General features: G+C 73.0%; 13 protein-coding genes. 10 read left to right on the plus strand and 3 right to left on the minus strand.

All coding sequences use genetic code 11. The features are described from left to right. Nucleotides 1-41: 41 nt before the first annotated feature. Genes ACFV4N_RS10900 through ACFV4N_RS10910 form a run of 3 tightly spaced genes read left to right on the plus strand, consistent with a single transcriptional unit; the run spans nt 42 to nt 1959 of the window. A complete protein-coding gene (locus ACFV4N_RS10900) occupies nt 42-410 on the plus strand; it encodes a DUF1048 domain-containing protein (RefSeq protein ID WP_499672297.1) in 369 nt (122 codons plus the stop codon). Continuing rightward, nucleotides 407-1201, plus strand: coding sequence for an ABC transporter ATP-binding protein (locus ACFV4N_RS10905; RefSeq protein WP_499672298.1), 795 nt, complete (start codon nt 407-409; stop codon nt 1199-1201). Before ACFV4N_RS10900 ends, ACFV4N_RS10905 begins: the two co-directional genes overlap by 4 nt. Then, a complete protein-coding gene (locus ACFV4N_RS10910; RefSeq protein WP_499672299.1) occupies nt 1198-1959 on the plus strand; it encodes an ABC transporter permease in 762 nt (253 codons plus the stop codon). The genes ACFV4N_RS10905 and ACFV4N_RS10910 overlap by 4 nt, the downstream gene beginning before the upstream one ends. Nucleotides 1960-1979: 20 nt before the next feature. Here ACFV4N_RS10910 and ACFV4N_RS10915 read toward each other — a convergent pair whose 3' ends face one another. Next, nucleotides 1980-2582: a TetR/AcrR family transcriptional regulator gene (locus tag ACFV4N_RS10915; RefSeq protein WP_499672300.1), complete on the minus strand. Its 603-nt coding sequence runs from the start codon at nt 2580-2582 to the stop codon at nt 1980-1982. Nucleotides 2583-2706: 124 nt separating this feature from the next. On the opposite strand from ACFV4N_RS10915, the gene ACFV4N_RS10920 reads away from it, so the two are divergent. After that, on the plus strand, nt 2707-3846 hold the full coding sequence (locus ACFV4N_RS10920; RefSeq protein WP_499672301.1) for an FAD-dependent oxidoreductase: 1140 nt from the start codon (nt 2707-2709) through the stop codon (nt 3844-3846). Nucleotides 3847-3883: 37 nt separating this feature from the next. On the opposite strand, the gene ACFV4N_RS10925 is transcribed toward ACFV4N_RS10920, so the two are convergent. Then, nucleotides 3884-4318 (minus strand): VOC family protein, encoded by a 435-nt coding sequence (locus tag ACFV4N_RS10925; RefSeq protein WP_499672302.1) that lies wholly within the window; start codon nt 4316-4318, stop codon nt 3884-3886. A gap of 307 nt (nt 4319-4625) precedes the next feature. On the opposite strand from ACFV4N_RS10925, the gene ACFV4N_RS10930 reads away from it, so the two are divergent. From ACFV4N_RS10930 to ACFV4N_RS10955, 6 genes are all read left to right on the plus strand, one after another. Further along, on the plus strand, nt 4626-5786 hold the full coding sequence (locus ACFV4N_RS10930) for an MFS transporter (protein WP_499672303.1): 1161 nt from the start codon (nt 4626-4628) through the stop codon (nt 5784-5786). A 21-nt stretch (nt 5787-5807) separates the two neighbouring features. Further along, nucleotides 5808-9509 (plus strand): nitrate reductase subunit alpha, encoded by a 3702-nt coding sequence (locus ACFV4N_RS10935; protein WP_499672304.1) that lies wholly within the window; start codon nt 5808-5810, stop codon nt 9507-9509. Further along, nucleotides 9509-11218: a nitrate reductase subunit beta gene (gene narH, locus ACFV4N_RS10940; RefSeq protein WP_499672305.1), complete on the plus strand. Its 1710-nt coding sequence runs from the start codon at nt 9509-9511 to the stop codon at nt 11216-11218. Before ACFV4N_RS10935 ends, narH begins: the two co-directional genes overlap by 1 nt. After that, complete coding sequence (gene narJ, locus ACFV4N_RS10945; protein ID WP_499672306.1) at nt 11215-11850, plus strand: nitrate reductase molybdenum cofactor assembly chaperone; 636 nt, start codon at nt 11215-11217, stop codon at nt 11848-11850. Before narH ends, narJ begins: the two co-directional genes overlap by 4 nt. Further along, on the plus strand, nt 11847-12617 hold the full coding sequence (gene narI / locus ACFV4N_RS10950; protein ID WP_499672307.1) for a respiratory nitrate reductase subunit gamma: 771 nt from the start codon (nt 11847-11849) through the stop codon (nt 12615-12617). The genes narJ and narI overlap by 4 nt, the downstream gene beginning before the upstream one ends. 75 nt (nt 12618-12692) lie before the next feature. Next, nucleotides 12693-13544 carry a helix-turn-helix transcriptional regulator gene (locus tag ACFV4N_RS10955; protein WP_499672308.1) on the plus strand — a complete coding sequence of 284 codons (852 nt, stop codon included), beginning with the start codon at nt 12693-12695 and terminating at the stop codon, nt 13542-13544. On the opposite strand, the gene ACFV4N_RS10960 is transcribed toward ACFV4N_RS10955, so the two are convergent. After that, on the minus strand, nt 13531-14081 hold a 551-nt coding region (locus tag ACFV4N_RS10960; protein WP_499672309.1), incomplete at its 5' end, for an Atu4866 domain-containing protein. The two genes, ACFV4N_RS10955 and ACFV4N_RS10960, sit on opposite strands and share 14 nt — an antisense overlap.

Raw genomic sequence — 14081 nt, forward strand, 5'->3', positions numbered from 1 at the left:
CCGGTACTCAGCGACACTGAGTAGCAGAGGGGGAACTGATCATGGGAATCACGGATTTGGCGACGAAGGTCGTCGGTGACAAGCGGCGCTGGCGGGCGTACAAGGCGCGCACGCGGCAACTCCCGGCGAACTACCGCACGGCGGTCGAGGCGCTGGAGCGGTACTTCATGCACTTCGGTCCGACCGACGCCGACGGCGTGTCCACGATGTTCGAGGACCTGGCCGACCTGTTCGAGCGGGCCGCGGCGGACGGGACGGCGATCCGCGACGTCGTCGGGGAGGACCCCGTGGAGTTCGCCGAGGCGTTCCTCCGGAACTACTCGGAGGGGAGCTGGATCGCCCGGGAGCGGGCGCGGCTGACCGACGCCGTCAAGCGCGCCGGGGAGGAATCCGGGGGTACCGCCCGATGACCACCGAACCGGCGATCCGCGTGCGGGGCCTGGAGAAGTCCTACAAGGACCTGCGCGTGCTGCGCGGGGTCGACTTCGACGTGGCGCGCGGCAGCATCTTCGCCCTGCTGGGCTCCAACGGGGCGGGCAAGACCACGGCCGTGAAGATCCTCTCCACCCTGCTCAGGGCCGATGCGGGGACGGTGGGCGTCAACGGCTTCGACACCGCCACGCAGGCGGCGGACGTGCGGGCGTCCATCAGCCTCACCGGGCAGTTCGCCGCCGTGGACGAGATCCTCAGCGGGCGGGAGAACCTGGTGCTGGTGGCCCGGTTGCGGCACCTGCGGAACCCGGGCGAGGTCGCGGACGGCCTGCTGAGGCGCTTCTCGTTGACCGAGGCCGGCGCGCGGAAGGTGGCGACGTACTCGGGCGGCATGCGCCGCCGGCTCGACATCGCGATGAGCCTCGTCGGCGACCCGCCGGTCATCTTCCTCGACGAGCCGACGACGGGGCTCGACCCCCAGGGCCGCATCGAGGTGTGGCAGGCCGTCAAGGAGCTGGCCGCCCGGGGCACGACGGTGCTGCTCACGACGCAGTACCTGGACGAGGCCGAACAACTCGCCGACCGGATCGCGATCCTGCACGAGGGTCGGATCGTCGTGAACGGCACCCTGCACGAGCTCAAGCGACTGCTCCCGCCGGCCGAGGTGGAGTACGTCGAGAAGCAGCCGACCCTGGAGGACGTCTTCCTCGCGCTCGTCGGCGCGGACGACGACCGCGGCGCGGCGAGGACGGACGAAGGACGATCATGACCAAGCACTTCTTCGGCGACACCGCCGCCCTGCTGGGCCGGTCCCTGCGGCATATCACGCGCAGCCCGGACACCATCATCACGACCACGGTCATGCCGATCGCCATGATGCTGATGTTCGTCTACGTGTTCGGCGGCGCGATCGACACCGGGTCGGAGTCGTACGTGCAGTACCTGCTGCCCGGCATCCTGCTCATCACGGTCGCGTCCGGCATCTCCTACACCGCGTTCCGGCTCTTCGGCGACCTGAAGAGCGGCATCTTCGAGCGGTTCCAGTCCATGCCGATCGCGCGCTCGGCCGTGCTGTGGGCGCACGTGGTGACCTCGCTGGTGGCCAACCTGGTCTCGCTCGTGGTCGTCGTGCTCGTCGCCCTCCTCATGGGCTTCCGCACGTCGGCCGGCCTGCCGGCGTGGCTCGCGGTCACCGGCGTCCTGCTGCTGTTCACCCTGGCGCTGACGTGGCTCGCCGTCATCCCCGGCCTCACCGCGAAGACGCCGGACGGCGCGAGCGCGTTCTCCTACCCGCTCATCTTCCTGCCGTTCCTCAGCTCGGCGTTCGTGCCCACCGGCACCATGCCCGGCCCGGTGCGCGCCTTCGCCGAGAACCAGCCGGTGACCTCGATCGTCAACACCCTGCGCGCCCTGTTCACCGAGCAGCCGGTCGGCGACGACATCTGGGCGGCCCTCGCCTGGTGCGTCGGCATCCTCGTCGTCGCCTACGTCCTCGCGACGGCCACCTACCGCCGCCGGACCTCCTGACCGCCGGGGTCCGGGACGGGTCACGAGCCGGGCCGCGCGGCGCCTCCGCCCGGCGGTCGCCAGCCGTGCGCGAGGAGGTCGAAGACCTCCTCGACGGCGGCCCGGCGGTCCGGCCGGTTGCGGGCGAGAGCCGGGACCTCCAGCACGAACCGGGCGAGGGCCGCGCAGGCGAGGTCGTCGCGGTCGGCGCCGACCTCGTCGGCGATGGCCGCGGCGAGGCCGTCGGTGTGCCGGGTCCACATGCGCTCGGCGTACGCGCGCAGCGCGGGCGTGGAGTCCACGAGAGCGGTGAACCCGGCCGCCTGCGGGTGCGCCGCGATCGGCAGCCAGGTGTCCAGTACGTGCCGGCGGAGGGCGTCGAGGACGCCCTCGCCGTCGGCTCGCCGCCGCACCGCGGCGACCAGTTCCGCCTCGCGGTCCTCGTCCCGGTCGAACACCAGCGCTTCCTTGCCGCTGAAGTGCTTGAACACCGTGGTGGTCGACACGTCGGCCTCGTCGGCGACGTCGCGGACGCTGACCTGGTCGTAGCCGCGTTCCAGGAAGAGCCGCAGCGCGGCGTCGGCGATCGCTTGCCGGGTGGCCGCCTTCTTGCGCTCGCGGCGGCCGGCGGGGGGCGCGGTCATGACCGGAGCGTATCCGATCGTTGCCCGTGTAGCTAAGTTGACTCGTTGCACTTTTGCACTCGGTCTGCTTTTCTGTGGTTGTCCGTGCCCGAGCGGCACACCCCGTCGACCACGAGGACCGACCATGCGCTCCCCAGCACCCGCCCGCGCCAGGATCAGCGTCATCGGCGCCGGACCCGGCGGGCTGACCTGCGCCCGCGTCCTGCAGCGCCACGGCCTGGCGGTCACGGTCTACGACCGCGACCCCGGCCCCGACGCGCGCGACCAGGGCGGCACCCTCGACCTGCGCGCCGACAACGGCCAGGTCGCCCTGCGCGAAGCGGGCCTGCTCGACGAGTTCTTCAGGCTGGCCCGCCCCGAGGGGCAGGAGATGCGCCAACTGGACTCGGCCGGCGGGATCACGTTCCGCGCGGTCCCGGAGGCCGACGAGCTCTTCAAGCCGGAGATCGACCGCGGCCTGCTGCGCGACCTGCTCCTCGGCTCCCTGCGGCCGGGCACCGTGCGCTGGGGGCACGCCCTCGACGCGGTCGGCGGACCGCCCGAGGGGCCGCGGCGGCTGCGCTTCGCCAACGGCGCGACCGTCGAGACCGACCTGGTCATCGGCCCCGACGGCGCCTTCTCACGGGTGCGGCCGGCCGTGTCCCCCGCCGTGCCCGGGCACACCGGCGTGAGCTTCCTGGAGGCCCGGTTCTCCGACGTCGGGACCCGGCACCCCGACCTCGCCGACCTGGTCGGCCCCGGCAGCGCCGCCGCGGCCGACGGCGAGCGCGGCCTGTTCGCCCAGCGCAACAGCGGGGACCGCATCCGCGTCTACGCCATCCGGAAGGTCCCGGTCGACTGGCTCCGCGCGAGCGGCCTGAGCACCGACGACACCGACGGCATCCGCGCCCTGCTGCTCGACGAGTACGCCCACTGGTCGCCGCTCATGCGCCGGATGATCAGCGACAACGACGGCCCCTACGTCGACCGCCCGATCTTCGCGCTCCCCGTGCCGCACACCTGGGAGCACGACCCGACGGTGACCCTGCTCGGCGACGCCGCCCACCTCATGCCCCCGCTCGGCGTCGGCGTCAACCTCGCCATGCTCGACGCCGCCGAACTCGCCCTCGCGCTGGCGAACTCCGCCACCGTCGACGACGCCGTCCGCACCTACGAGAAGACCATGCTCCCCCGCTCCACCGAGACGGCCGAGCTCCTCGAGAACGGCGCCGAGCAGCTGCTGTCCGCCGACGTGCCCGACTTCGCCCACGACGACCGGCCCTGAGCGCTCCGCGCCGGGGAGGGGGCGTCCACCGGCCCCGTCAGTCGAGGCAGAACTCGTTGCCCTCGATGTCCTGCATCGCGATGCAGGACTCGTTGAAGCCGTCGGCCCGCAGCACCTGCACGCACACCGCGCCGAGCGCGACCAGTCGTCCGCACTTGGCCTGGAGCGCGGCCAGGCGCTCCTCGCCCACGAGCCCGGTGCCGACCCGCACGTCGAGGTGCACCCGGTTCTTGACGACCCTGCCCTCGGGGACGCGCTGGAAGTACAGGCGCGGGCCCACGCCCGAGGGGTCGACGCAGGCGAACGCCGCGCCCCGCCGCTCCGGCGGCAGCGAGCGGTCGAAGTCGTCCCACGTGGCGAACCCCTCCGGGGGCGGCGGCACGACGTACCCGAGCACCTCGCACCAGAAACGGGCGAGGCGCTCGGGTTCCGCGCAGTCGAAGGTGACCTGGACCTGCCTGACCGGTGCCACCCGTCCACAATAGTCGGAGGGCGCGCCCGGCTGGGAGGCGTCCGACGGAGATCGACTCCCGGTGGTCGGCCGGGGCGCGTCCGCCACGCCGCACGGGTGACCGACCGGCGCCCGTGATCGCACCCCGGGGTCGCCACTCGTTCCGGTGACGGCCCTTCACCGCTCGGGTTCCCCGAGTGGCGCGGGTGACGGACCCCCGGTGACGATGACCGCCAGACACCACGAGGCGGACAGGGAGCCGGCGATGGGTACCCGGTCGACGCATCGACGCAGTGCCCCCGCTCCGACCCGCGGCCGGCGCGGGTTGATGCTGGGACTGGCCACGGTCGGCTTCGCGATCAACTTCTGGGCGTGGGCCCTGCTCAGCCCGCTCGGACCGCTGTTCCAGGACACGCTGGGGCTCAGCGCGTTCCAGGAGGCGCTGCTGGTCGCCGTCCCCGTCGTGGTCGGGTCGGTGGGGCGCATCCCGGTGGGCGCGCTGACCGACCGGTTCGGCGGGCGGGTGATGTTCCCGGCGGTCTCGGCGCTCACGATCGTGCCGGTGCTGTTCCTCGGGCTGGTCGGGCACGGTTCGCTCGTCGCGCTGCTCGTCGGCGGGTTCTTCCTCGGCCTCGGCGGCACCACGTTCGCGGTGGGCGTGCCGTTCGTCAACGCCTGGTTCCCGCCCGAACGGCGCGGGCTGGCGATCGGGATCTTCGGCGCGGGCATGGGCGGCACCGCGATCAGCGCCCTGACCACCGTGCGCCTGGTGGACGACGGCGGGGTGGCCACCCCCTTCGTGATCACCGCCGTGGTGCTGGCGGTGTACGCGGCGGTGGCGGCGTGGCTGCTGCGGGACGCACCCGGGCGGACCGTGCCGACCGAGCCGGTGACCCGCAGGCTGCTGGACACCGCGCGGCTGCCGGTGACCTGGCAGGCGTCGGTGCTGTACGCGGTGGCCTTCGGCGGGTACGTCGCGTTCTCGGTGTACCTGCCCGCCTACCTGAAGACCGCCTACGGGCTCACCCAGGCCGACGCGGCGAACCGGATGGCCGGTTTCGTGCTGCTGGCGGTGCTGATGCGCCCCGTCGGCGGCTGGTTGTCCGACCGGTTCGGCGCGATCCGGGTGCTGGCCGTCGCCCTGGGCGTGGTCGCGGTCTGCGCGGCCGTCCAGGCGTTCACCCCGGCGCTGATGCCGCTGGGCACGGCCGCGTTCCTCGCCATGGCCGCCGCGCTCGGCGCCGGCAGCGGCGCGGTGTTCGCCCTCGTCGCGCTGCTGGCGCCGGCGAGCCAGGTCGGCTCGATCACCGGTGTGGTCGGCGCCGCCGGCGGGCTGGGCGGTTTCGTCCCGCCGCTGGTCATGGGCGCGCTCTACGGGGCGTTCGGCTCGTACGCGCTCGGCCTGGCGGCGCTGTCCGTGGTCGCCGCCGCCGCGCTCGCGTTCACCCTGACCGGCGTGCGGGCCACCGCGCGACGCCACCGCCCCTGACCCTCCAGGAGGGACCGCCACGTGAGCACCGACACCGAGCCGCCCGCCCGCGCACCCGGCCTCGACGGCGGCCTGGCCGACGCGCTGGTCCGGACGCGCCGCTTCTTCACCCGCGGCGAGGTCTCCCCGGACCTGCGGGCGTTGCACCAGGTCGGTGGCCGGCAGGCGGACGAGTTCTACCGGGACCGGTGGAGCCACGACAAGGTGGTGCGCTCCACCCACGGGGTGAACTGCACGGGGTCGTGCTCGTGGAAGGTCTACGTCAAGGACGGGATCATCACCTGGGAGGCGCAGCAGACCGACTACCCGTCGGTCGGTCCCGACCGCCCGGAGTACGAGCCGCGCGGCTGCCCCCGCGGCGCGGCGTTCTCCTGGTACACCTACTCCCCCACCCGCGTGCGGTACCCGTACGTGCGGGGCGTGCTGCTGGAGATGTACCGGGAGGCCAAGGCCCGCACCGGGAACGCGGTGCTCGCCTGGGCGGACGTCGTCGGCGACCCCGAGCGGGCGCGCCGCTACAAGGCGGCCCGGGGCAAGGGCGGCCTGGTGCGGGCCACCTGGGACGAGGCGACCGAGATGATCGCCGCCGCGCACGTGCACACGATCGAGCGGTACGGGCCGGACCGGATCGCGGGGTTCTCGCCGATCCCGGCGATGTCGATGGTCTCGCACGCCTCGGGCTCGCGGTTCGTGTCGCTGGTGGGCGGGACGATGCTGTCGTTCTACGACTGGTACGCCGACCTGCCGGTGGCCTCGCCGCAGGTGTTCGGCGACCAGACCGACGTGCCGGAGTCCGGCGACTGGTGGGACGCCGGCTACCTGATCATGTGGGGTTCCAACCTGCCGGTGACCCGGACGCCGGACGCGCACTGGATGGCCGAGGCGCGCTACCGCGGGCAGAAGGTCGTGGCGGTGGCGCCGGACTACGCCGACAACGTCAAGTTCGCCGACGAGTGGCTGCCCGCGCGGCCCGGCACGGACGGCGCGCTCGCCATGGCGATGGGGCACGTGGTGCTGCGCGAGTTCTTCGTCGAGCGGCAGGTGCCGCGCTTCACCGACTACGTCACGCGCTACACCGACCTGCCGTTCCTGGTGCGGTTGGAGGAGCGCGGCGACGCGCGCGTGCCGGGCAAGTTCCTCACCGCCGCCGACCTCGACGGCCACGAGGGCGTCGAGAACGCGGCGTTCAAGACCGTCCTGCTCGACTCGGCGACGGACGAGCCGGTGGTGCCCAACGGCTCCCTGGGCCACCGCTACGGCGAACAGGGCGCGGGCAGGTGGAACCTCGACCTCGGCGACGTCGTGCCCCGGCTCTCGCTGCTCGGCGGGGACGCGGTCGAGGTGGACCTGCCGCGCTTCGACGCGCCCGGCGGCACGCCGGGCGCGGTGCGGCGCGGCGTCCCCGTCCGGCGTCTCGGCCGCCACCTGGTCACCACGGTGTTCGACCTGCTGCTGGCCCAGTACGGGGTGGGCCGCGACGGGCTGCCGGGGCGGTGGCCGACCGGCTACGACGACGCCGGGCAGCCCTGCACGCCGGCCTGGCAGGAGGCCGTCACCGGGGTGCCGGCCCAGGCCGCGGCCCGGATCGCGCGGGAGTTCGCCGCCAACGCGGAGGACACCGGCGGCCGGTCGATGATCATCATGGGGGCCGGGGCCAACCACTGGTTCCACTCCGACACCATCTACCGGGCGTTCCTGACGCTGACCACGATCACCGGCTGCCAGGGCGTCAACGGCGGCGGGTGGGCCCACTACGTCGGGCAGGAGAAGTGCCGCCCGGTCACCGGCTGGTCCCAGCTGGCCTTCGGGCTGGACTGGTCCCGCCCGCCCCGGCAGATGATCCAGACCGCCTACTGGTACCTGCACACCGACCAGTTCCGCTACGACCGGTTCGACGCGGACACCCTCTCCTCCGCCACCGCCGGGGGGCAGTTGGCGGGCAAGACCACCGCGGACGTGATAGCCCAGTCCGCGCGCCTGGGCTGGATGCCCTCCTACCCGACCTTCGACCGCAACCCGCTCGACCTGGCCGACGACGCCGAGCGGGCCGGGGTGCCCGTCGGCGAGCACGTGGTGTCCCGCCTCAAGGCCGGGACGCTGCGGTTCGCCTGCGAGGACCCGGACTCGCCGGAGAACTTCCCGCGCGTGCTGAGCATCTGGCGGGCCAACCTGCTCGGCTCCTCGGCCAAGGGCAACGAGTACTTCCTCCGGCACCTGCTCGGCACCGACGACTCGCTGCGCGCCGAGGAGGCGCCGCCCGGGGCGCGCCCGAGGGACGTGGTCTGGCACGACGAGGCGCCGGTCGGCAAGCTCGACCTGCTGCTGACGCTGGACTTCCGGATGACCAGCACCACGGTGTTCTCCGACGTCGTGCTGCCCGCCGCCACCTGGTACGAGAAGCACGACCTCAACACGACCGACATGCACCCGTTCGTGCACTCGTTCAACCCCGCCATCGCGCCGCCCTGGCAGACCCGCACCGACTGGGACGCCTTCCAGGCCATCGCCGAGTCCTTCAGCCGGCTGGCCCGGGACCGCCTCGGCGTCCGCAAGGACGTGGTCGCCGTGCCGCTGCTGCACGACACCCCCGACGAACTGGCCACCCCGCACGGTCGGGTGTCGGACTGGAAGGCCGGCGAGTGCGAACCGGTCCCCGGCGTGACGATGCCCAAGCTGGTCGTGGTCGAACGCGACTACGCCGCCGTCGCCGCGAAGATGAAGGCCCTGGGCCCGCTGCTCGACACCCTCGGCGCGACCACCAAGGGCGTCACCTACCGGGTGGAACGCGAGGTGGAGCACCTGCGGCACGCGAACGGCGCCGTCCGGGGCGGACCCGCCGACGGGCGACCGGCGCTGGAGAGCGACGTGCACGCCTGCGAGGCCATCCTCGCCCTGTCGGGCACCACCAACGGCCACCTCGCCACCCAGGGCTTCCGCACCCTGGAGGAGCGCACCGGGACACCGCTCGCGGACCTCGCCGCCGAGCACGAGGGCAAGCGGATCACCTTCGCCGACACCCGGTCGGCCCCGGTGCCGGTGATCACCTCGCCGGAGTGGTCCGGCAGCGAGACCGGCGGGCGCCGCTACTCGCCGTTCACCACCAACGTCGAACGGCTCAAGCCGTGGCACACCCTGACCGGTCGCCAGCACTTCTTCCTCGACCACGACTGGATGGCCGAGCTGGGCGAGCAGCTGCCGGTGTTCCGGCCGCCGCTGGACATGACCGCGCTGTTCGACGAGCCCCGCATCGGCAGCCGGGGCGCGCTGGGCGTCGCGGTGCGCTACCTCACCCCGCACAACAAGTGGTCCATCCACTCGGAGTACCAGGACAACCTGATCATGCTCAGCCTGTCCCGGGGCGGCCCGTCGATCTGGATGTCCAAGGAGGACGCCGCGAAGGTCGGCGTGGCGGACAACGACTGGGTCGAGGCGGTCAACCGCAACGGCGTCGTCGTCGCCCGCGCGATCGTGTCCCACCGGATGCCGGAGGGCACCGTCTACATGTACCACGCCCAGGACCGGCTGATCGACGTCCCCCGCGCCGAGACCTCCGGCAAGCGCGGCGGCATCCACAACTCCCTGACCCGGCTGCTCGTCAAGCCCTCGCACCTCATCGGCGGCTACGCCCAGCTGTCCTTCGCGTTCAACTACCTCGGCCCGACCGGCAACCAGCGCGACGAGGTCACGGTCATCCGCCGCCGCTCCCAGGAGGTGGTCTACTGATGCGGGTCATGGCGCAGCTGGCGATGGTGATGAACCTCGACAAGTGCATCGGCTGCCACACCTGCTCGGTGACCTGCAAACAGGCGTGGACCAACCGCTCCGGCGTCGAGTACGTCTGGTTCAACAACGTCGAGACGCGACCGGGCCAGGGCTACCCCCGCGCCTACGAGGACCAGGAGCGCTGGCGCGGCGGCTGGGTCCTCGGCAGGCGCGGCAGGCTCAAGCTCGCGGCCGGCGGCCGGCTGCGCAAGCTGCTGACCATCTTCAGCAACCCCAAGCTGCCGGGCATCGACGACTACTACGAGCCCTGGACCTACGACTACGACACCCTCACCAGCGCGCCGCAGCAGGAGCACACCCCCGTCGCCCGCCCGCGCTCGCTCATCAGCGGCGAACCGACCGGGATCACCTGGTCGGCGAACTGGGACGACGACCTCGGCGGCGCACCCGACCACGGTGACGAGGACCCGCTGCTCAAGGGCATCGCCGACAAGGTGCGCTTCGAGTTCGAGCAGACGTTCATGTTCTACCTGCCCCGCATCTGCGAGCACTGCCTCAACCCCTCGTGCGCCGCCTCGTGCCCCTCCGGGGCGATCTACAAGCGCAGCGAGGACGGCATCGTGCTGGTCGACCAGGACCGCTGCCGCGGCTGGCGCATGTGCGTCACCGGCTGCCCCTACAAGAAGGTCTACTTCAACCACCGGACCGGGAAGGCCGAGAAGTGCACCTTCTGCTTCCCCCGCGTCGAGGTCGGCATCCCGACCGTCTGCGCGGAGACCTGCGTCGGCCGCCTGCGCTACATCGGCCTGGTCCTCTACGACGCCGACAAGGTGCTCGAAGCGGCGTCCACACCGGACGACCGGGACCTGTACGAGGCGCAGCGGCGGGTGTTCCTCGACCCGCACGACCCGGCCGTGGCGCGCGAGGCCGAACGCGCAGGCATCCCCCGCGACTGGGTCGACGCCGCCCGGCGCTCACCCGTCCACGCGCTGATCAACACCTTCGAGGTCGCCCTGCCGCTGCACCCGGAGTACCGCACCATGCCGATGGTCTGGTACATCCCGCCGCTGTCCCCGGTCGTCGACGTCGTCCGCGACACCGGCCACGACGGCGAGGACCACGGCAACCTGTTCGCCGCCATCGAGGCGCTGCGCATCCCGGTGGAGTACCTGGCCCGGTTGTTCACCGCGGGCGACCCGGGGCCGGTCGACGCCGTGCTGCGCCGGCTCGCCGCGATGCGCTCCTACATGCGCGACATCAACCTCGGCCGCGAGCCGCGGGAGGAGGTCGCGGCGAAGGTCGGCATGACCGGCGAGCAGGTCTACGACCTGTACCGGCTGCTCGCGCTGGCCAAGTACGACGAGCGCTACGTCATCCCGCCCGCCCATGCCGAGCAGGCCCACGGCCTGGAGGAGCTGGCCACCACGTGCAGCCTCGACTACGAGGGCGGTCCCGGCATGACCGGCTCGGGGCCGTTCGGGGAGAACTCGGGCGCGAACTCGCCGATCGCCGTGGAGAACTTCCGGATGCTGCGCGACCGGCAGACCACCGACAGCATCGCCGCGCCGGTCGACAAGGGCAACCGCGTCAACCTGCTCAACTGGGACGGCAAGGGCCACCCCGAGGGGCTGTTCCCGCCGGGCGGGCGGCCGGCGCGCGACCGGCCGGGCGGAGGCGACCCGGCGGGCGAGGTGGAGCCGAAACCATGACCGCCGTCGAGCCGCACCACGTCACCGCCTGGCAGGTCCAGTCCCTGCTGATCGGCTACCCGGACGACCGGTTCGCGTCGCGCGTGCCCCTGCTGCGGGCCGTGACCGCGACGCTGCCGGCGCCGCTGGGCCGGCCGCTGGCGTCGTTCCTCGACCACGTCCGGGACACCTCGCCGACCGGGCTGGCCGCCGAGTACGTGGCGACCTTCGACCACCGCAAGCGGTTCAGCCCCTACCTGACCTACTTCGCCTACGGCGACACGCGCAAGCGCGGCATGGCCCTGCTGCGGTTCAAGCACGCCTACCGCGCCGCCGGGCTCGAACTCGACGACGGCGAGCTGCCCGACCACCTCGCCGTCGTGCTGGAGTTCGCCGCCACCGGGGACCCGGTCGTCGGCAGGCGGCTGCTCGTCGAGCACCGCGCCGGGCTGGAGCTGATGAGGCTGGGCCTGCGCGAGACCGGTTCCCCGTGGGCGCACGTCCTGGCGTCCGTCTCGGCGACCCTGCCCCCGCTGGGGCGCCGTGAGCACGAGGCCGTCGCCCGCCTGGCGGCCGAGGGGCCGCCCGAGGAGGAAGTCGGGCTCGTCCCGTTCGCCCCGCCCGAGCACATGCCCCCCGGAGGCCGCCGATGAGCACGCCGCCCGCCGCCGCCCAGGGCGGCGACGCCACCGTGACCACGCCGGAGATCCTGCTGTGGGTGGTCGTGCCGTACGTCTCGATCGCGATCTTCGTCATCGGCCACGTCTGGCGGTACCGGTACGACAAGTTCGGCTGGACCACCCGTTCGTCCCAGCTCTACGAGAACCGGCTGCTCCGCCTGGGCAGCCCGATGTTCCACTTCGGCATCCTGCTCGTCGCCCTCGGCCACGTCGGCGGGCTGCTCGTCCCCAAGTCCTGGACCGAGGCGGCGGGGGTCGGTGACACCGCCTACCACGTCGTGGCGGTCGTGCTCGGCGTCCTCGCGGGGGTGTGCACGCTGGCCGGCGCGGCGATCCTGGTCTACCGCCGCCGCACCGTCGGCCCCGTGTTCTCCGCCACCACCCGCAACGACAAGGTCATGTACGTCCTGCTGGTGGGCACCATCGTGCTCGGCCTGGGCACCACGGTCCTGGGCAACCTCACCGACCACCCGCACGACTACCGCGAGACGGTCTCGCCGTGGTTCCGGTCGATCTTCTACTTCGAGCCGCGCCCCGAGCTCATGGCCGTCGCACCGCTCGGGTTCCGGCTGCACGCGCTGTCGGCCTGGGCGCTGTTCGCGTTCTGGCCCTTCAGCCGGCTGGTGCACGTCTTCTCCATGCCGCTCGGGTACCTGACCCGGCCCTACATCGTCTACCGGAGCCGTGACGACCGGCTGGGCAACCGGGCGCCGCGACGGGGGTGGGAACGCGTGAAGTGACCGACCCGACATACCTCGTCGGACAGCGGGCTCCTCGCGTCACGTCGGGTCCGGTTCGCTCCTATGCTTGACCGGATGAGCGAATTGGGTGATTTCCTGCGCGCTCGGAGGGCCCGGGTGGCGCCCTCGGAGGCCGGGCTGCCCGTGGCGGGCCGGCGGCGGGTGGCCGGGCTGCGGCGGGAAGAGGTGGCCGTGCTGGCGGGCGTGAACTCCGACTACTACGCCCGCCTGGAACAGGGCCGGGAGCGCAACCCGTCGCCCCAGGTGCTCGACGCCCTCGGCACGGCGTTGCGGCTGGACGACGCCGCGCGCGACCACCTGCACCGGCTGGCCGGCGTGGCGCCGCGGCACCGCCCGGTCCCGGCGTCCCGCGTCGTGGCCCCGGCGTTGCGGCGACTGCTGGACGGCTACCCGACCACGCCGGCGTTCGTGCTGGACCACACCCTGGACCTGCTGGCCTCCAACGCCCTCGCGGACGCCCTGTTCTCCCCGTTCACCCCGGCGGACAACCTCGCGCGCATGGTGTTCGCCGACCCGGCGGGGCGCCGGTTCTACGACCGCTGGGAGAGGGTCGCCGAGGCCACCGCCGCGCACCTGCGCGAGGGCGCCGGGCACGACCCGGGCTCACCCCGGCTGCGGGAGCTGGTCGCCGAACTGGGCGCGGCGAGCCCCGAGTTCACCGCGCTGTGGGAGTCCCACGTCGTGCGCGGCAAGACCAGCGAGGGCGACAAGCGACTGGCGCACCCCGACGTCGGCCCGCTCACGCTGACCTACCAGGCCTTCGACGTCCGCGGCGCGGCCGGCCAACAGCTCGTGGTCTACCACGCCGAGCCCGGCAGCCCGAGCGCACGGGCGCTGGCGCTGCTGGGTTCCCTGCACGCCACCCGCCGCGCCGGCCGGTCGCCGGACGTGCTCAGCGGCGGGTGAAGCGGTACCCGGCGTGGTGCAGCACCTCGCCGTCGAACTCGCCGTACGCCCAGAAGCCCAGGTCGTCCAGGTAGGTGATGTGGTCGCCGGTGACCCAGTAGCGGCCCCGGTAGGCACCGGGCCGGTTGCCGCGCGCCTCGTCGTAACGGCCGTCGGGCAGCAGCTCGTGGCGGATGAAGTCCTCCTCGTCCACCCACATCCCCAGGTGGTGCTCGGCGGAGGCGGGTTCGGCGGGGCTGGTGCCGTCGAGGCGGCGGCCCCGCCACAGCTCGACCCGGCCGCCCACCACCACGACGTCGAGGTGGCCGCCCCGGTACGGGACGGCGCCGGTCGGGACGCCCGGGGTGTCGGCGACGCGCACGACGGCCACGTCCGCGCGGCCGCCGGGCGCGAGGGTGACCGGGGCGCCGGTGGAGTCGACGATCGCCGGGAGCGCGACGCAGCCCGTGCAATCCACGACGATCGCGCCGTCGTCCTCGGCGGCGGTGCGCAGGTCCGGGCCGACGCCGACGACCCGGTCACCGTCGATGAGCACGT

It is taken from the genome of Actinosynnema sp. NPDC059797 (assembly GCF_042732085.1).
Taxonomy (GTDB): Bacteria; Actinomycetota; Actinomycetes; order Mycobacteriales; family Pseudonocardiaceae; genus Actinosynnema.